The 23,724-nt window shown below is 56.1% G+C and carries 21 protein-coding genes; 10 read left to right on the forward strand and 11 right to left on the reverse strand.

What is annotated here, in order from left to right; translation table 11 throughout:
* Positions 1-6 precede the first annotated feature (6 nt).
* The gene (gene yghU / locus AC2FAJ_RS12995) at positions 7-873 is read left to right on the forward strand and encodes a glutathione-dependent disulfide-bond oxidoreductase (RefSeq protein WP_028014407.1); all 867 of its coding nucleotides are present in this window, start codon (positions 7-9) and stop codon (positions 871-873) included.
* A 158-nt stretch (positions 874-1,031) separates the two neighbouring features.
* On the forward strand, positions 1,032-1,364 hold the full coding sequence (locus AC2FAJ_RS13000; protein ID WP_028014408.1) for a YMGG-like glycine zipper-containing protein: 333 nt from the start codon (positions 1,032-1,034) through the stop codon (positions 1,362-1,364).
* 49 nt (positions 1,365-1,413) lie between these two features.
* Here AC2FAJ_RS13000 and AC2FAJ_RS13005 read toward each other — a convergent pair whose 3' ends face one another.
* Positions 1,414-2,961: a methyl-accepting chemotaxis protein gene (locus AC2FAJ_RS13005; RefSeq protein ID WP_045260793.1), complete on the reverse strand. Its 1,548-nt coding sequence runs from the start codon at positions 2,959-2,961 to the stop codon at positions 1,414-1,416.
* Between the two features lie 677 nt (positions 2,962-3,638).
* Between AC2FAJ_RS13005 and AC2FAJ_RS13010 the strand changes: the two genes are divergently transcribed.
* The gene (locus AC2FAJ_RS13010; protein ID WP_317616875.1) at positions 3,639-6,059 is read left to right on the forward strand and encodes an autotransporter domain-containing protein; all 2,421 of its coding nucleotides are present in this window, start codon (positions 3,639-3,641) and stop codon (positions 6,057-6,059) included.
* A gap of 182 nt (positions 6,060-6,241) precedes the next feature.
* The gene (locus AC2FAJ_RS13015) at positions 6,242-7,282 is read left to right on the forward strand and encodes an aldo/keto reductase (RefSeq protein WP_041908142.1); all 1,041 of its coding nucleotides are present in this window, start codon (positions 6,242-6,244) and stop codon (positions 7,280-7,282) included.
* 76 nt (positions 7,283-7,358) lie between these two features.
* Here the strand turns inward: AC2FAJ_RS13015 and AC2FAJ_RS13020 are convergent, their stop codons facing one another.
* Positions 7,359-7,847, reverse strand: coding sequence for a TIGR00645 family protein (locus AC2FAJ_RS13020; protein WP_003862473.1), 489 nt, complete (start codon positions 7,845-7,847; stop codon positions 7,359-7,361).
* A gap of 81 nt (positions 7,848-7,928) precedes the next feature.
* Positions 7,929-8,432 (reverse strand): ESA_00282 family adhesion-associated protein, encoded by a 504-nt coding sequence (locus AC2FAJ_RS13025; protein ID WP_041908140.1) that lies wholly within the window; start codon positions 8,430-8,432, stop codon positions 7,929-7,931.
* Between the two features lie 103 nt (positions 8,433-8,535).
* Between AC2FAJ_RS13025 and AC2FAJ_RS13030 the strand changes: the two genes are divergently transcribed.
* Positions 8,536-8,940 (forward strand): hypothetical protein, encoded by a 405-nt coding sequence (locus tag AC2FAJ_RS13030; protein WP_045631553.1) that lies wholly within the window; start codon positions 8,536-8,538, stop codon positions 8,938-8,940.
* 1 nt (position 8,941) lies between these two features.
* Positions 8,942-9,391, forward strand: a complete 450-nt coding sequence (locus AC2FAJ_RS13035; RefSeq protein WP_045631554.1) for a hypothetical protein — start codon at positions 8,942-8,944, stop codon at positions 9,389-9,391.
* Between the two features lie 42 nt (positions 9,392-9,433).
* On the opposite strand, the gene exbD is transcribed toward AC2FAJ_RS13035, so the two are convergent.
* Entirely contained in the window at positions 9,434-9,859 is a 426-nt protein-coding gene (exbD, locus tag AC2FAJ_RS13040) for a TonB system transport protein ExbD (protein WP_032643392.1), read from the reverse strand.
* 4 nt (positions 9,860-9,863) lie between these two features.
* Complete coding sequence (exbB, locus tag AC2FAJ_RS13045) at positions 9,864-10,595, reverse strand: tol-pal system-associated acyl-CoA thioesterase (RefSeq protein WP_028014417.1); 732 nt, start codon at positions 10,593-10,595, stop codon at positions 9,864-9,866.
* 251 nt (positions 10,596-10,846) lie between these two features.
* Here exbB and metC point away from each other — a divergent pair, with 251 nt between their 5' ends.
* Positions 10,847-12,034, forward strand: coding sequence for a cystathionine beta-lyase (gene metC, locus AC2FAJ_RS13050; RefSeq protein WP_045631555.1), 1,188 nt, complete (start codon positions 10,847-10,849; stop codon positions 12,032-12,034).
* A 143-nt stretch (positions 12,035-12,177) separates the two neighbouring features.
* Entirely contained in the window at positions 12,178-12,837 is a 660-nt protein-coding gene (yghB, locus tag AC2FAJ_RS13055) for a DedA family general envelope maintenance protein YghB (protein ID WP_028014419.1), read from the forward strand.
* Between the two features lie 45 nt (positions 12,838-12,882).
* Here yghB and AC2FAJ_RS13060 read toward each other — a convergent pair whose 3' ends face one another.
* Complete coding sequence (locus tag AC2FAJ_RS13060) at positions 12,883-13,782, reverse strand: AraC family transcriptional regulator (protein ID WP_485454224.1); 900 nt, start codon at positions 13,780-13,782, stop codon at positions 12,883-12,885.
* 195 nt (positions 13,783-13,977) lie between these two features.
* Between AC2FAJ_RS13060 and yqhD the strand changes: the two genes are divergently transcribed.
* Together yqhD and dkgA are read left to right on the forward strand one after the other, a co-directional pair.
* Entirely contained in the window at positions 13,978-15,141 is a 1,164-nt protein-coding gene (yqhD, locus tag AC2FAJ_RS13065; RefSeq protein WP_485454225.1) for an alcohol dehydrogenase, read from the forward strand.
* 105 nt (positions 15,142-15,246) lie between these two features.
* Complete coding sequence (gene dkgA / locus AC2FAJ_RS13070; RefSeq protein WP_021242117.1) at positions 15,247-16,074, forward strand: 2,5-didehydrogluconate reductase DkgA; 828 nt, start codon at positions 15,247-15,249, stop codon at positions 16,072-16,074.
* A gap of 83 nt (positions 16,075-16,157) precedes the next feature.
* Here the strand turns inward: dkgA and AC2FAJ_RS13075 are convergent, their stop codons facing one another.
* The 5 genes from AC2FAJ_RS13075 to AC2FAJ_RS13095 form a co-directional block, all read right to left on the reverse strand.
* Entirely contained in the window at positions 16,158-18,329 is a 2,172-nt protein-coding gene (locus AC2FAJ_RS13075) for a YgiQ family radical SAM protein (RefSeq protein ID WP_309257523.1), read from the reverse strand.
* Positions 18,330-18,460: 131 nt separating this feature from the next.
* Positions 18,461-19,873: a cell division protein FtsP gene (ftsP, locus tag AC2FAJ_RS13080; protein ID WP_028014423.1), complete on the reverse strand. Its 1,413-nt coding sequence runs from the start codon at positions 19,871-19,873 to the stop codon at positions 18,461-18,463.
* Between the two features lie 58 nt (positions 19,874-19,931).
* Entirely contained in the window at positions 19,932-20,669 is a 738-nt protein-coding gene (plsC, locus tag AC2FAJ_RS13085) for a 1-acylglycerol-3-phosphate O-acyltransferase (RefSeq protein ID WP_028014424.1), read from the reverse strand.
* 162 nt (positions 20,670-20,831) lie between these two features.
* Positions 20,832-23,090: a DNA topoisomerase IV subunit A gene (gene parC, locus AC2FAJ_RS13090; RefSeq protein ID WP_041908127.1), complete on the reverse strand. Its 2,259-nt coding sequence runs from the start codon at positions 23,088-23,090 to the stop codon at positions 20,832-20,834.
* Between the two features lie 118 nt (positions 23,091-23,208).
* Complete coding sequence (locus AC2FAJ_RS13095; protein WP_041911955.1) at positions 23,209-23,604, reverse strand: YgiW/YdeI family stress tolerance OB fold protein; 396 nt, start codon at positions 23,602-23,604, stop codon at positions 23,209-23,211.
* Positions 23,605-23,724: the final 120 nt, after the last annotated feature.

Here is a 23,724-nt window from a genome sequence, read left to right on the forward strand (position 1 = left end):
GCCAACATGTCAGACAACACGTATCAGCCACCCAAAGTGTGGGAATGGAAAAAGAACGGCGGCGGCGCGTTCGCCAACATCAACCGTCCAATTTCCGGCGCAACGCATGAGAAGGATTTGCCCGTAGGCTCTCACCCGCTGCAGCTCTACTCGCTGGGCACACCGAACGGCCAGAAGGTGACGATCATGCTCGAAGAGCTGCTGGCGCTGGGCGTGACGGGCGCGGAATACGATGCGTGGTTGATCCGCATCGGCGAGGGCGACCAGTTCTCCAGCGGGTTTGTCGACGTGAACCCGAACTCGAAAATCCCGGCGCTGCGTGACCACTCTACAAACCCGCCAACGCGCGTCTTTGAATCCGGCAATATCCTGCTTTACCTGGCAGAGAAATTCGGCCACTTCCTGCCGAAAGATCCGGCGGGACGCACCGAGACGCTGAACTGGCTGTTCTGGCTCCAGGGTGCGGCACCGTTCCTCGGCGGCGGCTTTGGCCACTTCTACAACTATGCGCCGGTAAAAATCGAGTACGCGATTGACCGCTTCACCATGGAAGCTAAGCGCCTGTTCGACGTGCTGGATAAACAGCTGGCGCGCGGTCGCTACGTGGCGGGTGAGGAGTACACCATCGCGGATATGGCGATTTGGCCTTGGTTCGGCTGCGTGGCACTGGGCAGCGTCTATAACGCCGCCGAATTCCTGGATGCAGAGAAGTACACCAACGTCCAGCGCTGGGCGAAGGACGTGGCGAACCGCCATGCGGTTAAGCGCGGTCGCATCGTTAACCGCACCAGCGGCGAGCTGAACGAGCAGCTCCACGAACGCCACGCGGCGAGCGACTTCGATACCAATACGGAAGACAAGCGTCAGGCGTAACGTTCCGCCGGGCGGCTCCCCGCCCGGCAGCCGCGATCCTTGCCCAGGGCATGATTAGCCTAAAGGTTGAGTGGCTATTGCTGGCACTATCTGGACGTTTTTCTCACCTCAGAATGAGAAACGCCGTATCAACTGACAGCAGTCACAAAGGATCTGTTATGAGACTTATTAAAACAACGCTGGTTATCAGCGCCCTCATTTTTTCCACCTCGGGAATGGCCATCGACAAAACCGCCGCCGGCGCGGTAGCAGGTGCTGCTATTGGCGCAGCCACGGGCAAAGATCTGAAATCAACCGTGGGTGGTGCCGTGGTTGGCGCAGGCACGGGTGCAATGTTCAAAAACGGCGAAAAAGGCAAAGACGCACGTAAGGGCGGTGCCGTGGGTGCCGTCGTTGGCGCGGGCGCGGCTGCGGTGACGGGCAATAGCGTGCTGAAAGGCGCGGCCGTGGGTGCCGGCACGGGCGCGCTGATTGGTGAAGCGACGCACTAACAGCATCGGGAAAAGAAAGAAGTAAGGCCGCATCAGGCGGCCTGTTGTGTTATGCCGTCAGGCGGAACTTCTGCACCGAACGCTGAAGCTCTTCGGTCTGGCGTTCCAGCGCCGCGGCTGCCGCGGAAACCTCTTCGACCAGCGAGGCGTTCTGCTGGGTGACGCCGTCCATCTGCGTAATAGCAATCCCGACCTGCGAAATGCCCTTACTTTGCTCTTCAGAAGCCGACGCGATTTGCTTCATAATGGTCGTCACCTCCGTCACGTCACGCAAAATCGCATCCATGGTGGTGCCCGTGTCGCTCACCAGCTGCGCACCCTGCTCTACGCGGGTCACGGAATCGGTAATCAGACCCTCAATTTCTTTTGCCGCATTGGCGCTTCGGCTTGCCAGGTTGCGGACTTCACCCGCTACCACGGCGAACCCACGCCCCTGCTCGCCCGCGCGCGCCGCTTCTACGGCCGCATTGAGCGCCAGAATATTGGTCTGGAAGGCAATGCTGTTGATGACGTTGGTGATTTCAGCAATTTTCTTCGAGCTTTCAGAAATACCGCTCATGGTGGTGACCACCTCTTCCACCAGCGAGCCGCCGCGGCTGGCGGTGGTTGAGGCCACATCGGCAAGCTGGCTGGCCTGACGCGCACTTTCGGCGTTCAGCTTCACGGTAGCGGTCAGCTGTTCCATGCTGGCCGCCGTCTCTTCCAGCGCGGCAGCCTGCTCTTCGGTACGGGAAGAGAGATCGTTGTTGCCGCTGGAGATCTCCGTCGCGCCGCGCCAGATATTCTCACTGCCGGAGCGAATGGTGCTGACCGCTTCACGCAGGCTGTCCTGCATGGCGCTCAGCAGCGGCACCAGCTGTCCCACGCAGTTGCGGCCGAAAGGCGCAATGGGCTGGCTGAGATCGCCCTGGGCAATCTGGCGAAACTGCTGGCGAATGCGCTCCAGCGGTTTGACCAGCATCGCCACCAGGTAGCGGTCGGTAAAGAGCAGGATCAGCAGGCCGATAATGGTGGCGACGATAATAACCGTGCGGGTCATGCTGGTCAGGCCGTCGACCACCATGCGGGTGCTGTCGAGCGTCTTCGCGGCGGCATTATTGAACTTCTCGGCGGCGGCACCGAACGCACGGCTTAGCGGCGGCGTAACGTTGTTGGCCTGCTGGCGGTAGCCGTCCAGGGTCGCCTGCTTCGCCTGCTCCATTTGCGGCGTCACGCCCTGTTCAAGCAGCGCCTGCCAGGCACCGATCACCTGCGCAGAGACCTGCTCATCCATTGGGCCAGGCGAGATCGCCTTCATTTCGGCCAGTTTCTTACCCATGTTGTCCAGCGCCTGTTGGGCAGAGGACAAATCCGGCGTGCCGCCAGCGGCTTTGACCTCCATGGCGCGGCTCAGACGGGTCACAAAGCGGAAATACTGATCGTTGCCCTGGCTGAGCACCATCATCTGTTTGACCAGCTGGCGATCGACTTCATTGCCGTCTGATACCCGTGACAGGGACCAGGTGCTGTACAGCCCGACGCCCGCCCACATTAAACAAAAAATCCCGAGGATCGTCAGCATGACGAAACGGATCGTGAAATTACGGAGCATATTCATAAGTCTTCCTTGCCGTGAGGGTGAATTCGCCCAGAGGCGAGTCTTACCCTCGTTATCGGCAGAAACTGGCGAAATTATAATATTTCGCGAGTAATTTTATAAAAATCTTCACTACCCTGCCGATCGCCGGAAAAGGATAATCGCTGCGGGGAAAATCCGCCTGCACAATACGTGTTTTAATATTTCAGCAGCCCTCGAAATGTAAAACAGACAAACAGTTAATTAACCTCATAACCCTAAAGGGTTAATACCCCGGTGAATAAGAAGGTCAAAGAACCGCACGACCGGTCAAGAAACCCTTTAATTTGTATGCAAATCATTCAAAAACATTTAGATCATGAATTAATTCAAATTTATTAATTAGGTTTAATTATTTAACCGTCAACTATTGCGCGGTATATATCTTTAGATTTCATTACATCCTTAGCCGCTAAGAAAGTTCTTATTTTAAATAAATTAAATTAAAAAGAGCCGGACAATTTTCGACTCATCCAGAGAACTTAAAAATGCGCAAATTAATGAATCGTACGTTGCTTTCGCAATGTGTATTAGTGGCTTTTACGTCATTGGGTGCCCAGGCTGCCGTCACTCCCGCTACGCCCTGCCAGCCCGGCGTGACGTCGCAGACCTGTGGCTTATCGAAATATAAAGATAATAGTTTCTATCAGGATCCCGGCGTGACGGATGCCGTTATGGCCGACGCCACCGCAAATAATATCTTTATGGATGGAAGCCGTGAATCAGGGGATACCCAGTCATTGACCGTTTCCGGTACCGACATGTCCGGCCATTATATCCAGGGCAGCAACGGGGGGACGGCTAATATTACGATAAATAACGGCGCCACCGTCGATATGATCGAAGTGGGCAATACCGGTGCAACCACCAATACGACGGTGACCATCGATGGCGCCACGCTGAATGGTGAAAATGACGCCGGAAGCTACGAAGGTAAAAAAGCCTATATGATGGGTTCAGCCATTTACCTCGACCCGATGGATAAAGGCTACCACACCGTGAACGTTGAGAACGGCAGCGTACTGCACGGCAGTATTCTCAGCGCGGGGGCCGGTGCGCAAAATATTGCTATCAGCGACAGCACGATGGATAAAGGCGGTATCTACGCGGGTAGCGATAAATCTGATACCACTATTACGCTGACGAACGCTTCCGTGGATGCCTCGCAGAGCGAAATCGCGCAGAACATCGACACGCTGGCGGTAAAACTGAGCGAATACAAGCCCTTCAGCGACATCAACCTCGATGCCTTTGGCGATGTCGCCATCGCGATGTACGGAACGAAGGCCGATTCGCTGACGCTGAATAACAGCACGATCACCGGAGACATCGGGGCCATTAACGAAAACGGCACCACCAGTATCTCACTGACAAATAACAGCGTTGTAAATGGTAATGTAACCATCGAGGGTAATTCCGCAAATTCCGTTCTGGTGGATAACAGCACCGTGAATGGCGAGATAAATACCAGCCAGAATACGGGCAGCAGCACCATCACGCTGCAGAACAATGCGACCATCAACGGTGATATTACAACGGGTGCGGGTGATGATACGGTCGTGCTGACCAATGATTCACATGTTAATGGCAATGTTAACGGGGGTGACGGCAGCGATACCCTGTCAATGGATGCGGGCAGTTCCATATCCGGACAAATAAGCCAGTTTGAAACGGTCAATACCACCAGCGATAACAGCATTGCCATTGATAAAATTAACGACGCAACCAGCTGGAGTTTGCAAAACGGTTCAACCCTGATTGCCACCACCACCGGCAGCAATGCACTGGTTACCATGAGCACCGACAGCTATGTGAATTTCGGAAATATTACCGGCGCCAATAACACCGTGATTGTGAATAGCATCACTCCGTCGGCACAAAATCAGCGTAACGTTATTCTGGGTACGTTCACCACCTCAGGCAGCAGCGCACCAGAAAATTATGCCGCAGCAAGTTTTACCAACGGCCAACAGACTGTTGAGAACCGTAGCGGAGCCTATAATTACGACAATAGCCTGAATATTGTTGCTGCCGACAGCGCGCCACAGACGATGCTGGCAGCTGATAACAGCCAAAGCTGGAATATTGAATTTAATAGCCAAAAAGGCAATCTCGCGAGCGACGTTCAGGGGCTGGTTGCAGGTCTGGATGCCGCGGAACAAGCCGGTCATCAGGTGGCTGATGACATTAGCAACCACATGAACCAGGTGCATCTGGCGAACCTGCAGGGAGAACAGCAGGACGGCGCGCAGGTGTGGGGTGATTTCCTCTATCAGAATGGTAATTTCAGCAACGACGTCGACTATAAAAGCATCACTCAGGGGGCGCAGGGCGGCGTAGACTGGACGGCGCATATGGACAACGGCGACAGCGTGACCGGCGGTATAGCGCTGGCGTGGACGCGCAGCCGCGTGCAGGACACCAGCGATGGTGCGGATAGCTTCAAAGACAGCGTTTACGGTAACTACTACAGCCTGTATGGCGGCTGGCAGCAGGCACTGAACGGCCGCAACTGGGGTCTCTTTGCTGACGGTAGCTTCAGCTACGGCGATATGCGTTACTCGCTGTCTGCCAACAACGTGACGGGCGATACCAGCGGCATGACGGAGGCGCTACACGGCTCCACCGATGGCAGCCTGTATATGGCTCAAGCCCGTACCGGCGTCAATGTCCTGCTGCCGGGCGAAACGCTGCTGCAGCCTTACGCGACGTTAGGCTGGGATCAGACCAAAGCAAACGGCTTCTCGGATAGCGCGGTGACGTTTGCCGACAGCCAGGTCTCTTCCTGGAACGGTGGCGCGGGCGTGAGGCTCACCACCACCCTTCGCGATTTGAACAAGAACGTGAAGGTGATGCCGTGGATCGACGCGCGCTTCCAGAAAGAGTTCAGCGATAACACCGACATTCAGGCGGCGGATTATCACAACACCTCTGGTCACAACAACACAATGGGCATCTTTGGAGCAGGCATCAACGCCACCATCGCCCATAACTTTACCCTGAACACCGGGGTGTATGTCGGTACCGGTGATGTGGATAACGGTGCCAGTGTGCAGGCGGGGATGAGCTACAGCTTCTGATTGTCGTCTGGTTGCCCGGTGACGCTACGTTTACCGGGCAGGTCGGGGCTCAACGTCTGACGTATCCCGGGGAAAAGTGCCGGCAGCGCGTTCTGCCATCGCATCTCTCCGGGATTTATGTTTTGATAAGGACAGAATGAAAACGCCGTTTCAAAAATTCATCGATAAGAAAAGGAGACATCATGTCCTGGTACCCTGACGCTACCCGCTACGAGAATATGCAGTACCGCTACTGTGGCAAGAGCGGCCTGCGCCTGCCCGCGCTGTCGCTGGGCCTGTGGCATAGCTTCGGCCACGTTCAGCCCCTTGACTCCCAGCGCGCGCTGCTGCGTAAAGCCTTCGACCTCGGGATTACCCATTTCGATCTTGCCAACAACTACGGACCGCCTGCGGGAAGCGCGGAAGAGAACTTTGGCCGCCTGCTGCGTGAGGACTTTGCCCGGTATCGCGACGAGCTGATTATCTCCACTAAAGCCGGTTACGACATGTGGCCAGGCCCGTACGGTTCAGGCGGCTCACGCAAGTACCTGCTCGCCAGTCTCGACCAGAGCCTGAAACGTATGGGCGTCGAATACGTGGATATTTTCTATTCCCACCGCGTGGATGAAAATACGCCAATGGAAGAGACGGCCTCCGCGCTGGCTCATGCTGTTCAGAGTGGGAAAGCACTGTACGTGGGCATTTCCTCCTACTCTACCGAGCGCACACAAAAAATGGCCGCGCTGCTGCACGAGTGGAAGATCCCGCTGCTGATCCACCAGCCATCCTATAACCTGCTTAACCGCTGGGTCGATAAGACCGGCTTGCTGGATACGCTGGAAGCAAACGGCACGGGGTGTATTGCCTTTACCCCGCTGGCGCAGGGTCTGCTGACCGGAAAATACCTGAACGGTATTCCGGAAGGTTCTCGCATGCAGCGCGAGGGGAACAAAGTGCGCGGCCTGACGCAGAAAATGCTGACGGAAGCTAATCTGATCAGTCTTCGTCTGCTTAATGAGATGGCGCAGGCGCGCGGGCAGACGATGGCGCAGATGGCGTTGAGCTGGCTGCTGAAAGATGCTCGCGTGACGTCAGTGCTGATTGGCGCGAGCCGCCCGGAACAGCTGGAGGAGAACGTTCAGGCGCTGGGTAATCTGCGCTTTACGGAAGATGAACTGACGCGGATTGACCAGCACGTGGCGGACGGGGAACTGAATTTGTGGCAGGCGTCGTCGGATAAATAGTGTGGTTCGATGCTTTCTCCCCTCACCCTAACCCTTCCCCCGGGAGAGGGTTAGGGTGAGGGGAGAAATGTGTACCTTATTTCTTACTGATCTTATCCAGATACCCCATCACAAACGCCGACAGCACAAACGTCAGGTGGATAATCACATACCACATCAGCTTATTATCCGGGACGTTTTTCGCGTCCATAAACACGCGTAACAGGTGGATAGAGGAGATTGCCACTATAGATGCCGCAACTTTATTCTTCAGCGACGAGGCGTCCATTTTCCCCAGCCAGCTGAGCTTTTCTTTATGCTCGGCGATATCAAGCTGAGAGACGAAGTTCTCATAACCGGAGAACATCACCATCACCAGTAAGCCGCCCACCAGCGTCATATCCACCAGCGATAGCAGAACCAGAATTAAATCAGCTTCCGCCACGGAGAAAATGTTAGGCAATACGTGGAAAATCTCCTGGAAGAACTTGATCGTCAGGGCGACCAGAGCCAGGGAAAGACCGAAATAGACGGGGGCGAGCAGCCAGCGAGAGGCATACATTGCGTTTTCAAAGAAGCGTTCCATAAAATCCTGTCTGCAAACGAAACCAGCGCTCAGTATATCTCAACGGCGCTGACTGTTTGCAAGAACTAACCAGTACGCCACTCAGACGTCGTCCGGGTTAACCTCAGGACGCGCATACTCCGGCCAGACCAGCACCACCAGCTCCGGGTAGGCTTCCAGGCTAAACTCGCGAAAACACTGGCGAAGGTTTAATACGTCCAGGTCTGAATACGAGACCTTCTCACCGTTAAGACAGCGCTTTTTGATGTTGTCGTAATATTTATAAACCGCTGAATTCAGATCGCTACAGCGACGCTGGGCCTCAAACAGACCGGGCGTGTCATTAATTTCCGACATTTTCATGCGCTTAATTGTCGCGTGTAAGAAGTCGATATATTCATGATTCACCCGCCAGTACCAGACAGGCGTAACGGAGTTCATTAAAACAGAGAAATGATCTTCTCCTTCCTCTTTTGTCATTAGTTCAGGTTGTGGCGGTTCACTGGTGTCTTTCGACACTTTCGTTTTATTGAACTCCTGCATCAATAAAAGCACACCAGCGGTCAGTAATAGTAATGTGATGACCGTAAAAAAGATGCTGTTCATGGGTTGGCTCCATTTTTTTTGATTTTAAAATTGCCTCATGATATTGTCAACGAATCTCACGCCTTTACCAACCTCACCCTGTTGAAATTAAAGGAAATTAAAAATGCTGCCCGACTATCTCGTCCCGGCTAAGTACCACATTACGCCTGTGGAACAGCAACCGACGGAAGAAGAAAAAAAGGCCAGTTTCACTCAGGGGAAAAGAAAGCTCTCTGATTTCGAGCCTGATATATTAATTGGCGTTTCTCACACTGGCAAATCCCGTAATATGCTGCTGGAAGAGCACGATCGCCATATAAAAGACCGCTTATTTCGCGCTATAAAAATTGAAGCCTTCGTCCACCTGCTGAATGACCTGCAGGCAGAAGGCGAAATAGATGCCCAGAAACTAAGTCAAATAATGACTGAAAAAACGAAGGAAATAAATGAGGCCGGCAATGAAATTTGGCTTAATCTAATTACGCGAGAAAAAAACAACCCTATTTTTTATACCCTGGGGGAAGATTAACGTGAAAGAAGTTAAAGACAATAACGTTTATGTGACTTTAGATGATAAAAAAAGTGATGAATTTATCTTAAAGCAAAATATCGAGGCACTAAGAAATGCAAAAAATGCCGAGATGACGCGTATTACACAAGACCTGGTATCGATCCCGGCAACGCTGGTGCGTCTGAAATGGCAGAATCGCCGCGAGATTTATCCGTTACAGGTCAAAGAAGAAATTTACGGCGCCGTGATGAACGCCATCATCGAACAGCTTCCAGAACTGAAAGAGAAACTTCTGGGACGTCTTGAGGCCAACTACCAGTATCTGCTTGCCAGAGAAGTCGCCACCCTGCGCCTGACGCGCAAACTGTCAGCCGGCGAGTACCGTACGTCAAATGTCACCTGCGTTGCGCTCGATGAGGACGCGCTGACACCCCCCTCTACCGCACCGACGGACAACAAAAACGCATAAACCAACAGGCATAAAAAAAGCCGGCTTTCGCCAGCTTCTTTATCACTTCGAGGCCGCTTTCTCTTCCCCGACCAGCCCAATCTTCAGATAACCCGCCTGATGCAGCGTGTCCATTACCTTCATCATGGTTTCGTAGTCGACGGTTTTGTCCGCCCGGAAGAAGACGGTGGTATCCTTCTTGCCGCCGGTCAGCTGGTCCAGCGCCGGAATAACGGAGGCATCCGTCACAGGGTCGTTCCCCAGGAACATGGATTTATCCGCTTTCACCGACAAATAAATTGGCTTTTCCGGACGCGGCTGCGGCTGGCTGGAGGAGGCAGGCAGATTCACCTTCACGTCGACCGTCGCCAGGGGTGCTGCCACCATGAAGATAATCAGCAGCACCAGCATGACGTCGATAAACGGCGTCACGTTGATTTCGTGCATTTCGCCGTTATCGTCCAGATTTTCGTTTAGACGCATTGCCATACAATCAACCTACGCGCAGTTTAGACGCCGCATGCACCGGCTTCACGGCGCTGGCGTTCAGGTCGAGATCGCGGCTTTGCAGCAGCAGAACCTGAGCGGCAACGTCGCCGAGCGTGGCTTTGTAGTTGCCGATCATACGCGCGAAAATGTTGTAGATAACCACCGCCGGAATTGCTGCAACCAGACCGATTGCCGTCGCCAGCAGCGCTTCCGCGATCCCCGGGGCAACTACCGCCAGGTTGGTGGTTTGGGTCTGAGCAATACCGATAAAGCTGTTCATGATGCCCCAGACCGTACCGAAAAGACCGATGAACGGTGAAATCGCGCCGATGGTCGCCAGATACCCATTGCCGCGTCCCATGTGTCGGCCAACGGCCGCAACGCGACGCTCCAGACGGAAACCGGTACGCTCTTTAATGCCTTCGTTATCTTCACTGCCGGCGGAGAGTTCCAGCTCGTTCTGAGCTTCATTCACTAACAGGGTGGTCAGGCTTTTCGGGTGGAAGGATGAGGTCATCTCAGAAGCCTGATCCAGAGAGCGGGCTTCTGCCAGCTGCTGCTGTTCCCGTTTGAGGCGACGCTTCTGCGAAAGCAGCTCGGCGCTTTTGCTGAAGAAGATAGCCCAGGTGACAACGGACGCCAGAATCAGGCCGATCATCACAATCTTAACCACGATGTCAGCATGATGATACATGCCCCAAACGGAGAGATCCGTCTGCATCAAATTATTACCCACTCTGTATCTCCAGGACGCAAATCACAAAATCTGAACGTAATAATATCAAAAAGCCGTCGAATTGATAGTCGTTCTCATTAGTATTTACATGGTGCCGTAATTTTCGCTCAGTTTCCTTGCGCTTACGCAGTAAAAATTTCTTATGCGCTTTTTTGCTAATATTTTCTGCTTATTCGATAAGCATGCGGGTGCAGTTTTTTACAATCGTGGTAGTCTGGACGTCCAGACGTATAAAAACAGGGTTAGCGAACATGACCAAGAAGCATCTTGATACCACGCTGGTGCAGGCGGGACGCAGCAAGAAATACACTCAGGGATCGGTCAACAGCGTGATTCAACGCGCCTCCTCGCTGGTGTTTGATACCGTTGAGGAGAAAAAAATCGCCACGCGTAACCGCGCGAAAGGTGGGCTGTTCTACGGTCGCCGCGGCACGCTAACCCATTTTTCGCTGCAGGAAGCGATGTGCGAGCTGGAGGGGGGCGCGGGCTGCGCGCTGTTCCCGTGCGGTGCGGCGGCGGTCGCCAACACCATTCTGGCGTTTGTGGAACAGGGCGACCATATCCTGATGACCAACACCGCCTATGAACCCAGCCAGGATTTCTGCACCAAAATTCTCAGCAAGCTCGGCGTGACCACCAGCTGGTTTGACCCGCTGATTGGTGAAGGCATTGCTGAACTTATCCAGCCGAACACGCGCATTGTGTTCCTGGAATCTCCCGGCTCCATCACCATGGAAGTGCACGACGTTCCGGCTATCGTGAAGGCCGTGCGCAGCAAAGCGCCAGAGGCGATTATCATGATCGACAACACCTGGGCGGCAGGCGTGCTGTTTAAGGCGCTGGAATTCGATATTGATATCTCGATTCAGGCGGCAACGAAATACCTGATTGGACACTCTGACGGGATGATTGGCACCGCGGTTTCCAACGCGCGCTGCTGGGACCAGCTGCGGGAAAATGCCTACCTGATGGGCCAGATGGTGGATGCAGACACGGCATACATGACCAGCCGGGGCATTCGTACGCTCGGCGTGCGTCTGCGTCAGCATCATGAAAGTAGCCTGAAAATCGCTGAATGGCTGGCGCAGCATCCGCAGGTTGAGCGCGTGAACCATCCGGCGCTGCCGGGTAGTAAAGGCCATGAGTTCTGGCAACGTGACTTTACGGGCAGCAGCGGGCTGTTCTCGTTTGTCCTTAAAAAACGGCTAAGTAATGACGAGCTGGCAAGCTATCTGGATAATTTTACCCTCTTCAGCATGGCCTACTCCTGGGGCGGTTTTGAATCTCTGATCCTGCCGAATCAGCCGGAGCAGATCGCGGCCCTGCGCCCCGGCGGAGAAGTGGACTTCAGCGGCACCCTCATTAGATTGCATATCGGTTTAGAAAATGTGGACGATTTAATTGCGGATTTATCTGCAGGCTTTGAACGTATCGTGTAGAGTGCGGGCTGAAAATGTACTCCCCGGACTCTTTTGTGAACACTGCAAGCAGAAAAGTCTGCATGAGTTGCGCCTGCGATCAATCCCGACAGGTGAAATTGGGAGTACAATAGCGTTATCTCTGCTGTTCCACAGGAAAGTCCATGGCTGTTATTCAAGATATTATCGCGGCGCTCTGGCAACATGATTTTGCCGCCCTGGCGGATCCCCACGTTGTAGGCGTCGTCTATTTCGTGATGTTCGCGACGCTGTTTCTGGAAAATGGATTACTGCCAGCCTCGTTTTTACCCGGTGACAGTTTGCTTTTGCTTGCCGGGGCGTTGATCGGCAAAGGCGTCATGGACTTTACGCCAACGATGGTAATCCTTACCTCCGCCGCGAGCCTGGGCTGCTGGCTGAGCTATCTGCAGGGCCGCTGGCTGGGGAACACGCGCGTGGTGAAGGGCTGGCTGGCGCAGTTACCGCATAAATATCACCAGCGTGCGACCTGTATGTTTGACCGCCACGGCCTGCTGGCGCTGCTCGCCGGGCGTTTCCTGGCGTTTGTTCGCACCCTTCTGCCCACCATGGCGGGTATTTCCGGGCTGTCTAACCGCCGCTTCCAGTTCTTCAACTGGCTGAGCGCCCTGCTGTGGGTTGGCGTGGTCACCACCCTCGGCTACGCGCTGAACATGATCCCCTTTGTGAAGCACCATGAAGATCAGGTGATGACCTTCCTGATGATCCTGCCGATATTCCTGCTGGTTGCTGGGCTGGTGGGTACCATTGCGGTGGTGATTAAGAAAAAGTATTGCAGTGCATAAACAAAAGCCGGGTGGCGCTACCGCTTTCCCGGCCTACGTTTCCCCTCAGGCGCCCTGCATCGTTCTTATACGTGACGCATCCTCTCCCGGCGTGACGCCGAAATAGCGCTTAAACTCCCGACTGAACTGCGAGGCACTTTCATAGCCGACGCGCATGGCCGCCGCGCTGGCCTTCATGCCGTCGTGGATCATCAACATCCGTGCCTTGTGCAAACGGTAGGTTTTGAGGTACTGCAGCGGCGAGGTGCTGGTCACCGACTTAAAGTTGTGGTGAAACGCCGAAACGCTCATGTTCGCTTCCGCCGCCAGCTGGTCAACGCTGAGGTTCTCCGTGTACTGGCTTTCAATACGCTTGAGCACGCGGCTGATCAGGCTGAAGTGGGTCTGTCGGCTCACCAGCGCGAGTAACGCCCCGCCGCCCGGCCCCAGCAGCACGTGATAAAGAATTTCGCGGATAATCTGCTTGCCGAGAATACGCGCGTCCAGCGGCCTTTCCATGACGTCCAGCAGGCGCTCAATGGCGCAGAGGATCTCTTCCGACAGCGTCGCCGAGTTAATCCCGCTGGAGGCCATCGACGGCTGGAAAAGCTCGTCTTCGCCAATCTCCATCAGCAGCTCCTGCAGTTGAAGAATATCGACGTTGACGCGAATACCCGCCAGCGGGACCGCTTCTGTCGCGAAGGTTTCACATTCGAAGGGTAAAGGTACCGTCAGGAGCAGATATTCATTGGTGTCGTAGCGGAACACCCGCTCGTTGATATAGCCAATCTTATGGCCTGAAAAGAGAAAAACGATGCCCGGCTGGTACATCACCGGCGTGCGCGTCCCGGGCTGCGTGCCGTAGAGCAGGCGAATGTCCGGCAGCAGGCCGCCAATATTATTTTCTTTATTTATCAGCACTTTAATCTGTGAGGTAAGCTGAAGGCAGATCGCTTCACGGTTCATTTTACGTTACTCCGGGTACGGTTTCCGACCCTCACAGTCTGCGCATTTTTACGAAGTTTCTCCAGCGCTCTGTAGAAATGGGCAAGACATCGGCAGGAATGTGCATTGAGAGCCTGGCCCCGGACGGCCACAATGAGCAGCATCAGGTAGCCATCAGCGCCACCACGGTTTTTCACCCACTAAAGGGAACGAGCAATGAACAACTTTAATCTTCACACCCCAACCCGCATTCTGTTTGGTAAAGACGCTATCGCCGACCTGCGCGCGCAGATTCCTGCTGACGCCCGCGTGCTGATCACCTACGGTGGCGGCAGCGTGAAAAAAACCGGCGTGCTGGATCAAGTTTACAGCGCTCTGGACGGACTGGACGTGCGTGAGTTCGGCGGCATTGAGCCAAACCCGTCTTACGAAACGCTGATGAACGCGGTGAAAATCGCCCGCGAAGAAAACATCACCTTCCTGCTGGCGGTCGGCGGCGGCTCCGTGCTGGACGGCACTAAATTCATCGCGGCGGCAGCGCACTACGCTAATGGCATCGATCCGTGGCACATCCTGGAAACCCGCGGCAGCGACATTAAAAGCGCTATCCCGATGGGATCCGTATTGACCCTGCCAGCGACGGGTTCTGAATCCAACAAGGGCGCGGTGATCTCCCGCAAAACCACCGGCGACAAGCAGGCCTTTATGAACGAACACGTTCAGCCTGTCTTTGCCATTCTGGATCCGGTTTACACCTACACCCTGCCCGCGCGACAGGTGGCGAACGGCGTGGTCGACGCCTTTGTACACACCGTCGAGCAGTACGTGACCTACCCTGTTAATGCCAAAATTCAGGATCGCTTCGCGGAAGGCATTCTGCTGACGCTGATCGAAGACGGCCCGAAAGCTCTGAAAGAGCCGGAAAACTACGACGTGCGTGCCAACGTCATGTGGGCAGCAACCCAGGCGCTGAACGGCCTGATCGGTGCTGGCGTGCCGCAGGACTGGGCAACCCACATGCTGGGCCACGAGCTGACGGCGATGCACGGTCTGGATCATGCCCAGACGCTGGCGGTCGTTCTGCCTGCCCTGTGGAATGAAAAACGGGATACCAAGCGTGCCAAGCTGCTGCAGTACGCCGAGCGCGTATGGAACATCACCGAGGGTTCTGAAGACGCGCGTATCGATGCCGCCATTGCAGCGACCCGTAACTTCTTTGAAAGCCTGGGCGTACCAACACGTCTGTCCGGCTACGGCCTGGACGGCAGTTCCATCCCAGCCCTGCTGGCAAAACTTGAAGAGCACGGCATGACCCAGTTGGGCGAGCACGGCGACATTACGCTGGACGTCAGCCGTCGAATCTACGAAGCGGCACGCTAAGCGTTTTTGGCATCCTGACTTTCGTTTTTTGACATTTCGTCCAGACTTAATGCACACCCCATCGCCGGAGTCCCCCTCCGGCGATGCGCACCTGAAGGAGGAAAAATGGCAAACCAAACCGTAATCAAGCTGCAGGACGGCAACGTGATGCCCCAACTGGGGCTAGGTGTATGGAAAGCCGGTAACGACGAGGTCGTCTCCGCCATTCATAAAGCACTCGAAGTCGGCTATCGGTCGATTGATACCGCCGCCGCGTACAAAAACGAGGACGGCGTGGGGACCGCGCTGGCCAGCGCCGGCGTCCCTCGCGATGAGCTGTTCATCACCACTAAACTGTGGAACGACGATCAAAAGCGCCCCCGCGAAGCCCTGCAGGAGAGCCTGGAGAAACTCCAGCTCGATTTCGTCGATCTGTACCTGATGCACTGGCCGGTTCCGGCTATCGATCACTACGTTGACGCCTGGAAAGGGATGATTGAACTGCAGAAAGAGGGGCTGGTGAAAAGCATCGGCGTCTGTAACTTCCAGGTGCATCACCTGCAGCGCCTGATTGACGAAACGGGCGTCGCTCCGGTGATTAACCAGATCGAGCTGCACCCGCTGCTGCAGCAGCGCCAGCTTCACGCCTGGAACGCCACCCACAAGATCCAGACCGAGTCCTGGAGCCCGCTGGCGCAGGGCGGTGAAGGCGTGTTCGACCAGAAAATTATCCGCGACCTGGCGGATAAATACGGCAAAACCCCGGCGCAGATCGTCATTCGCTGGCATCTGGACAACGGCCTGGTGGTGATCCCGAAATCGGTCACGCCATCGCGCATTGCCGAGAACTTCGACGTCTGGGATTTCCGACTGGACAAAGACGAGCTGGGTGAAATTGCGAAGCTGGATAAAGGTAAGCGGCTTGGGCCGGACCCGGATCAGTTTGGCGGTTAATCGCGTAAAAAAGCCGGGTGGCGGCTACGCCTTACCCGGCCTACATGTCGACATAAAAACCCCGGCTTGCCGGGGTTTTTTATTTACGCTTTGCGCTTCACGGGCTTCTTCACACTCGAATTACCGTTCGAACGCTGATGCACAATCGGCGTATGTTTGGTCAGCGCCGGGCGCGTATTGCGGTTCTGGCGACGCGCTTCGCGCATCTCATCCAGCGTAGGAGCCGGAACCAGGCAGTCGCGGCGCGAGCCAATAAGGTGTTTTTTACCCATCTCTTCCAGCGCCTGGCGGATCAGCGGCCAGTTTTTCGGGTCGTGGTAACGCAGCAGCGCCTTATGCAGACGACGCTGTTTATCCCCTTTCGGCACCACCACCTCTTCACTCTTGTAGCCAATCTTACTCAGCGGATTTTTGCCGGTGTAATACATGGTCGTCGAGTTGGCGAGCGGTGAAGGATAGAAATTCTGCACCTGATCCAGACGGAAGCGACGCTGCTTCAGCCACAGCGCCAGGTTCACCATGTCTTCATCGCGCGTGCCAGGATGCGCGGAGATGAAGTACGGGATCAAATACTGCTCTTTGCCCGCCTGCTTCGAGTAGGTGTCGAACAGCTGCTTAAAGCGATCGTAGCTGCCCATGCCCGGCTTCATCATCTTCGACAGCGGGCCTTCTTCGGTGTGCTCCGGCGCAATCTTCAGATAACCGCCGACGTGGTGCGTCGCCAGCTCTTTGATATAGCGAGGATCTTCCACGGCGATGTCGTAACGTACCCCGGACGCGATGAGGATCTTTTTGATGCCCTTCAGGTCGCGCGCGCGGCGGTAGAGGTTGATCGTCGGCTCGTGGTTAGTATCCATGTGCTCGCAAATGCTCGGGTAGACGCAGGAGAGACGACGGCAGGTCTGCTCCGCGCGCGGCGACTTGCAGCGCAGCATATACATGTTCGCGGTTGGGCCGCCGAGATCGGAGATCACGCCGGTAAAGCCCGGCACCGTGTCGCGAATGGCTTCGATCTCATTGATGATCGAATCCTCAGAGCGGCTCTGGATAATACGGCCTTCGTGTTCGGTAATGGAGCAGAAGGAGCAGCCGCCGAAGCAGCCGCGCATGATGTTGATCGAGAAGCGGATCATCTCATACGCCGGGATGCGGGCGTTGCCGTAGGCCGGGTGCGGCACGCGCTTGTACGGCAGCGCAAAGACGCTGTCCATCTCTTCGGTGGAGAGCGGGATCGCCGGCGGGTTGATCCAGATAAAGCGCTCGCCATGCTTCTGCATCAGGGCGCGGGCGCAGCCTGGGTTGGTTTCATGGTGCAGAATACGGGACGCGTGCGCGTAGAGCACCTTGTCGGCTTTCACCTTCTCGTAGGACGGCAGCAGTACGTAGGTCTTTTCCCACGGCTTCGGGCGCGGCGGCTGCACGACGATCGCCTTCGCTTCCGCCTTCTTTGGCTCTACCGGTTTGTTATCGGCACACGGCAGATCGTCGCCGTACGGATGTGGGATCGGGTCGATTTTGCCCGGCATATCGATGATGCGGGAATCTACCCCGCGCCAGCCCGGCAGCGCCTCTTTCACCATAATGGCGGTATTGCGCACGTCGCGGATGCTGCTCACCGGCTCGCCCTGCGACAGGCGGTGCGCCACTTCCACCAGCGGACGCTCGCCGTTACCGTAAATCAGCATGTCGGCCTTGGAGTCCACCAGCACCGAGCGGCGCACGGTATCTGACCAGTAGTCGTAGTGCGCGGTGCGGCGCAGGCTCGCCTCGATGCCGCCGAGGATCACCGGCACGTCTTTCCAGGCTTCTTTGCAGCGCTGGGTATAAACCAGGGTCGCGCGGTCCGGACGTTTGCCCGCCACGTTATCCGGCGTGTAGGCGTCGTCATGGCGCAGCTTACGGTCGGCGGTATAGCGGTTGATCATCGAGTCCATGTTGCCGGCGGTCACGCCGAAGAACAGGTTTGGTTTCCCCAGACGCATGAAGTCGTCTTTGCTGTTCCAGTCGGGCTGGGAGATGATCCCCACGCGGAAGCCCTGCGCTTCGAGCATACGGCCACAGATGGCCATGCCGAAGCTCGGGTGGTCAACGTAGGCATCGCCCGTGACCAGAATGATATCGCAGCTGTCCCAGCCCAGTTGGTCCATCTCTTCCCGGGACATCGGCAGGAACGGCGCCGGTCCAAAGCAGGCCGCCCAGTACTGGGGCCAGGAGAAGAGGTCACGATCCGGCTGGATCAGGGAAATTGCGCTCATAGTGCTTCCGAAGAAAAAATAGACAAAAGGGCGGGGATTATACGCTGGAACATTGTGGGAAATGAAGGGGTATTATGCGGGCTGTTGCTCTCACCCCAACCCTCTCCCACAGGGAGAGGGAGAAAAGCACGTTACGGCGCCGGATTCACCAGCATCTGCCCTACCGAGCCCCTGTCCATCATCTCCAGCGTCTGGCTGTGGAACAGGAACGGGAAGTGCGGCCACGAAGGCTGACCGTAGTAGACAAGCAGTTCAACCTGGCCGTCCACCCACACGGTATCTTTCCAGCCGCGATCTTCCGGGAACGGCATCGCGCCATTAACGTTGCGGATCAGGAATGACACACCTTCAATATGGAACGACTGCGGCATGTCTGACCGGACCGTCCAGCGCTCCCAGGTGCCCTGCTGAGCGGTGATATCAATGCGATTTACATCCCACAGCGCGCCGTTGATGCCCGGATCGTCGCCCAGGCTGATATCACGGCTGCGCACCGGCGAGCCGCTCATGATCTCCTGCGGCAGCAGGCGCATCGGCAGGCTATCGGTGACCAACGGCAGCAGGCCGGTTGGACGCAGAGTTAGCACCAGCGTGGAGACCAGAATGCTCGACGGCTCAAAGAACCCGCGAATACGGTCAACGATGCTCGCGGCTTCACCACAGGTGACGGAGACTTCGTCCCCGTTGGTCATATCCACCAGAATTTCACGACGTTCACCCGGCGCCAGCGCCAGCTGTTTAACGGAGACCGGCGCGGGTAAAAAGCCCTGGTCGCCGGAGATCACGTGCAGCGGGCGGCCATCACTCATCTGCAGCTGATAGCGACGCGAGTTAGAGGCGTTGAGCAGGCGCAGGCGCACCCAGCCGCGGGACACTTCCACGTACGGGCTCTGCGCGCCGTTAACCAGCAAGGTATCGCCGACAAAGCCACCGCTGCCCGGCTCGCTGTACTCCGGCGTGCCGAAGTTATCCAGACGTTTGTCCTGAATAATGACCGGGAAATCGTCCACGCCGTAGTGGTTCGGGATCGGCAGAGATTTACTGACCTCATCTTCCACCAGCCACATGCCGGCCAGACCGTTATAGACCTGCTGCGCCGTACGGTTAGGGGTATTGGCGTGATACCACAGGGTTGCCGCACTCTGGCGAATCGGCAGGACGGGCGCCCAGTCGGCGTTGGGGGACATCATTCGCGCCGCGCCGCCAATCAAAGGTCCAGGAACCTGTAAGCCGCTGATGGTCATGGCGACATTTTCAGCCGTACGGTTGCTGTAAATGAGCTTAACGTCATCGCCGTTCCACACGCGGATGGTCGGCCCGAGGTAGCGCCCGTTAATGCCCCACACCGGCGCGCGCGTGCCCTGGGTAAAGGACCAGTGGCTGCGCTGAAGCGTAAGGAAAAGCGGCTGCCCGCGACGGGATTCAATCAACGGCGGAATGGGCAGCGGCTGCTGCTGCCCGGCGGCGCTGGCTGTCAGCGGCATCGCACCCGCACAAAGGGCAATCCCCGAAGCCTGAATAAACTGACGCCGACTGAGTGACATATAAGCTCCATCTGAAACGACTAACAACGCGGGAATTCTTTTTCCCTTTAACGCCGAATTAAACCTTACCGGCGGCTTCTCTTTCTGCGACTTCTTTATCCAGCAGCGCAATATGCTGAGCCATGAGCTCGCGGCAGTGTGCTGCCAGTTCGCGCACCTGGTCTTTACCGTATTTGCTGGTATCGACGGGTGGCAGCATTTCGACAATCACCAGACCATTATTCAGGCGGTTAAGATTAATCTTATTAGAAGTATTGGAAACGCACACGGGAATAATTGGAACACCTGCCGCAATTGCGGCATGAAACGCGCCGGTTTTGAACGGCAGCAGGCCGCGGCCGCGGCTACGCGTCCCTTCCGGGAACATCCAGATTGAGATCCGGCGCTTTTTAAAATGATTCACCACTTCTGCAATCGTGCCGTGCGCTTTTGCACGGTTGTTACGGTCGATCAGCAGGTTACCGGTCAGCCAGTACAGCTGACCAAAAAACGGGATCCACAGCAGGCTTTTTTTCCCCACCGTCACGGTCGGAGGCAGAACAATATTGGAGGCCGTCACCATATCGTAGTTGTTCTGATGATTGGCGATATAGATGGCGTTACCGAAGTTCTCCGCTCCTTCAGGCAGGCGTTTTTCAACCTTCAGACCAAACAGCGGCGCAAGGCGACCGAACATATGGCCAAAGGTGGCAACATGCTTCGGATTACGCGGGCTGAACAGGCAGTAAATAGAGCCGAAAATACAGACCAGAATGCAGTAAATAACGGTAAGAATGAGACGAACAATGTATAGCATAGCGACCTCTGAAGCCCTGACAGCTGACAATTATACTTCACCTGTGGCCAGGTAAGGACTTTATTACGAGCGCGTATTGTTAATCGCAACGCACGAATTAACAACGATTTTACGGGAAATTTTATTGAAATACCCCCTCCGGACAGAGGGGGTGTCATGACATTACTCTTCGCTGTCGCCCGCGCTGCTGCGCGCAGGCGAATCAATCTCCACGCGGTCGATACGCTGCAGGCCGCGCATCAGCGAACCGCGGCGACCGCGCTCGCCCACCACTTTCTGCAGCTCTTCCGGGCGAAGCTTGATTTTACGCTTGCCAACGTGGATGGTCAGCGTGCTCTGCGGCGGCAGCAGGAAGAGGTGCGCCAGGCCATCTTCACCTTTCGCGGCTTCCGCCGACGGGATGTTGATGATCTTGTTGCCCTTACCTTTCGACAGCTCCGGCAGGTCGCTGACCGGGAACATCAGCATGCGTCCGGCAGAGGTGATCGCCAGCAGCATGTCGCTCTCGTTCTCAATCACCAGCGGTGTCATCACGCGGGCATTGTCCGGCAGGCTGATCAGCGCTTTACCGGCACGGTTACGCGACACGAGGTCGTTAAAGGTACAGATAAAGCCGTAGCCCGCATCGGACGCCATCAGCAGCTTCTGGTCGTCGGCCTCCATCAGCATGTGGTCAACCGTTGCGCCCGGCGGCAGCGTCAGCTTACCGGTGAGCGGTTCGCCCTGGCCGCGCGCGGAAGGCAGCGTGATCGGGTCGATGGCGTAGCTGCGGCCCGTGGAGTCGATAAACGCCACCGGCTGGTTGCTCTTGCCTTTCACCGCCGCTTTAAAGCTGTCGCCCGCTTTGTAGCTCAGACCCGGCGCGTCGATATCGTGGCCTTTGGCGCTGCGCACCCAGCCGCTCTGCGACAGGACAATGGTCACCGGCTCGGACGGCTGCATGTCGTGCTCGTTCATCGCCTTCGCTTCTTCGCGCTCGTGCAGCGGAGAACGACGGTCGTCGCCGAAGGCATCGGCATCCGCCTGCAGCTCTTTCTTCAGCAGGGTGTTCATCTTGCGCTCGGAGGCGAGGATCGCCTGCAGCTGATCGCGCTCTTTTTCCAGCTCGCTTTGCTCGCCGCGGATCTTCATCTCCTCCAGCTTAGCGAGATGGCGCAGCTTCAGTTCGAGGATCGCTTCGGCCTGGGTTTCGCTGATGCCAAAGCGCGACATCAGCGCGGGCTTCGGCTCGTCCTCGGTACGGATGATCTCAATCACTTCATCGATATTGAGGAATGCCACCAGCAAACCTTCGAGGATATGCAGGCGCTTAAGCACTTTCTCCAGACGATGGTTCAGACGACGGCGCACCGTATCGCGGCGGAACGTCAGCCACTCGCTGAGGATCTCCAGCAGGTTTTTCACCGCCGGACGACCGTCCAGACCAATCATATTCAGGTTGATGCGGTAGCTTTTTTCCAGATCGGTAGTGGCGAACAGGTGGTTCATCACCTGCTCCATGTCCACGCGGTTAGAGCGCGGCACGATCACCAGACGAGTCGGGTTCTCGTGGTCGGATTCGTCGCGCAGATCGTCCACCATCGGCAGCTTTTTATTGCGCATCTGGGCGGCGATCTGCTCCAGCACTTTGGCACCGGAAACCTGGTGCGGCAGCGCGGTGATCACCACGGCGCCGTCCTCTTTATTCCACACCGCGCGCATGCGCACGGAGCCGCGACCGTTCTGGTAGATCTTGCGGATTTCTGCACGCGAGGTGATGATCTCGGCTTCGGTCGGGTAATCCGGCCCCTGCACGATATCCAGCAGCTCGTCCAGCGAGGTTTTTGGCTGCTCGATCAGGGTGATGGCGGCTTTCGCCACTTCACGCAGGTTGTGCGGCGGAATGTCCGTCGCCATGCCGACCGCAATACCGGTCGTGCCGTTCAGCAGGATGTTCGGCAGACGCGCAGGCAGCATCTTCGGCTCCTGCAGCGTACCGTCGAAGTTTGGCACCCAGTCAACGGTTCCCTGACCCAGCTCGCCCAGCAGCACTTCGGCGTATTTGGACAGGCGGGATTCGGTATAACGCATCGCTGCGAAGGATTTCGGATCGTCCGGCGCACCCCAGTTCCCCTGCCCGTCCACCAGCGGATATCGGTAAGAGAACGGCTGGGCCATCAGCACCATCGCTTCATAGCAGGCGCTGTCGCCGTGCGGATGGTATTTACCCAGTACGTCACCCACGGTACGGGCGGATTTCTTGAACTTAGCGGTGGCGTTCAGCCCCAGTTCGGACATCGCATAGACGATGCGGCGCTGAACGGGCTTCAGGCCATCCCCGATAAACGGCAACGCCCTGTCCATGATGACGTACATGGAGTAGTTCAGGTAGGCGTTTTCCGTGAATTCATGTAGCGCGAGGCGCTCTGCCATATCGCTCATTACGTGTGATTCCTCAACTCAGAAACCGAAGGGTTTCAGGCAATATTGCCGCAGATACTACCTCATCTGACGAATTGAGTCACAAAGAAAAAGGGCCGCATAAGCGGCCCTTTTCGGGTTATTTGTCCAGCTTGATAACCTGCTTCACGTCGATTTCAAACTCGTTCCAGTCTTTGTCGACTTTACCCTGCAGCTCTACTTTATCCTGCGGGGTGACGGTCACGCCGTTCCAGCGCTTGTGGTCAATCTCAACCACCACCGTGCCGGACTCGTCGCGGAAGGTGTAGCGGTCATCGGACAGGCGCTCGGTAATGTTCCCGCGCAGCTTCACCCAGGCATCGTCCTTCAGATCTTTCACTTTAGCCGCGGTGGTGAGGTTGGCGTTGTTATCGACAAAACCGCCCTGCTGGGTTTGGGTCTGTGTCGCAGATGGGCCAGTAAAGCCGCCCTGTGCAGCAAAGACCGGCGCGGTGGTCATCATCATGATGGCAGCAATTGCAGCGAATTTTTTCATCTTCATCTCTCCCTTTAATGTCGTTTCGCAATCCATTAAACAGGGTAAACCTTAACAACTTCTTAAGGGGAAAATTTATTTATTTTTACTGTACAGCAGGCGCTTGCAGAGGGTTTACTG

Source organism: Enterobacter cloacae complex sp. 385G4 (genome assembly GCF_057320665.1).

Coding starts and splice junctions, on each gene's coding strand:
- yghU (WP_028014407.1), top strand. CDS start 7: ATGTCAGACAACACGTATCAGCCACCCAAAGTGTGGGAATGGAAAAAG.
- AC2FAJ_RS13000 (WP_028014408.1), top strand. CDS start 1,032: ATGAGACTTATTAAAACAACGCTGGTTATCAGCGCCCTCATTTTTTCC.
- AC2FAJ_RS13005 (WP_045260793.1), bottom strand. CDS start 2,961: ATGAATATGCTCCGTAATTTCACGATCCGTTTCGTCATGCTGACGATC.
- AC2FAJ_RS13015 (WP_041908142.1), top strand. CDS start 6,242: ATGTCCTGGTACCCTGACGCTACCCGCTACGAGAATATGCAGTACCGC.
- AC2FAJ_RS13020 (WP_003862473.1), bottom strand. CDS start 7,847: ATGGAACGCTTCTTTGAAAACGCAATGTATGCCTCTCGCTGGCTGCTC.
- AC2FAJ_RS13025 (WP_041908140.1), bottom strand. CDS start 8,432: ATGAACAGCATCTTTTTTACGGTCATCACATTACTATTACTGACCGCT.
- AC2FAJ_RS13030 (WP_045631553.1), top strand. CDS start 8,536: ATGCTGCCCGACTATCTCGTCCCGGCTAAGTACCACATTACGCCTGTG.
- exbD (WP_032643392.1), bottom strand. CDS start 9,859: ATGGCAATGCGTCTAAACGAAAATCTGGACGATAACGGCGAAATGCAC.
- metC (WP_045631555.1), top strand. CDS start 10,847: ATGACCAAGAAGCATCTTGATACCACGCTGGTGCAGGCGGGACGCAGC.
- yghB (WP_028014419.1), top strand. CDS start 12,178: ATGGCTGTTATTCAAGATATTATCGCGGCGCTCTGGCAACATGATTTT.
- AC2FAJ_RS13060 (WP_485454224.1), bottom strand. CDS start 13,782: ATGAACCGTGAAGCGATCTGCCTTCAGCTTACCTCACAGATTAAAGTG.
- yqhD (WP_485454225.1), top strand. CDS start 13,978: ATGAACAACTTTAATCTTCACACCCCAACCCGCATTCTGTTTGGTAAA.
- dkgA (WP_021242117.1), top strand. CDS start 15,247: ATGGCAAACCAAACCGTAATCAAGCTGCAGGACGGCAACGTGATGCCC.
- AC2FAJ_RS13075 (WP_309257523.1), bottom strand. CDS start 18,329: ATGAGCGCAATTTCCCTGATCCAGCCGGATCGTGACCTCTTCTCCTGG.
- ftsP (WP_028014423.1), bottom strand. CDS start 19,873: ATGTCACTCAGTCGGCGTCAGTTTATTCAGGCTTCGGGGATTGCCCTT.
- plsC (WP_028014424.1), bottom strand. CDS start 20,669: ATGCTATACATTGTTCGTCTCATTCTTACCGTTATTTACTGCATTCTG.
- parC (WP_041908127.1), bottom strand. CDS start 23,090: ATGAGCGATATGGCAGAGCGCCTCGCGCTACATGAATTCACGGAAAAC.
- AC2FAJ_RS13095 (WP_041911955.1), bottom strand. CDS start 23,604: ATGAAAAAATTCGCTGCAATTGCTGCCATCATGATGATGACCACCGCG.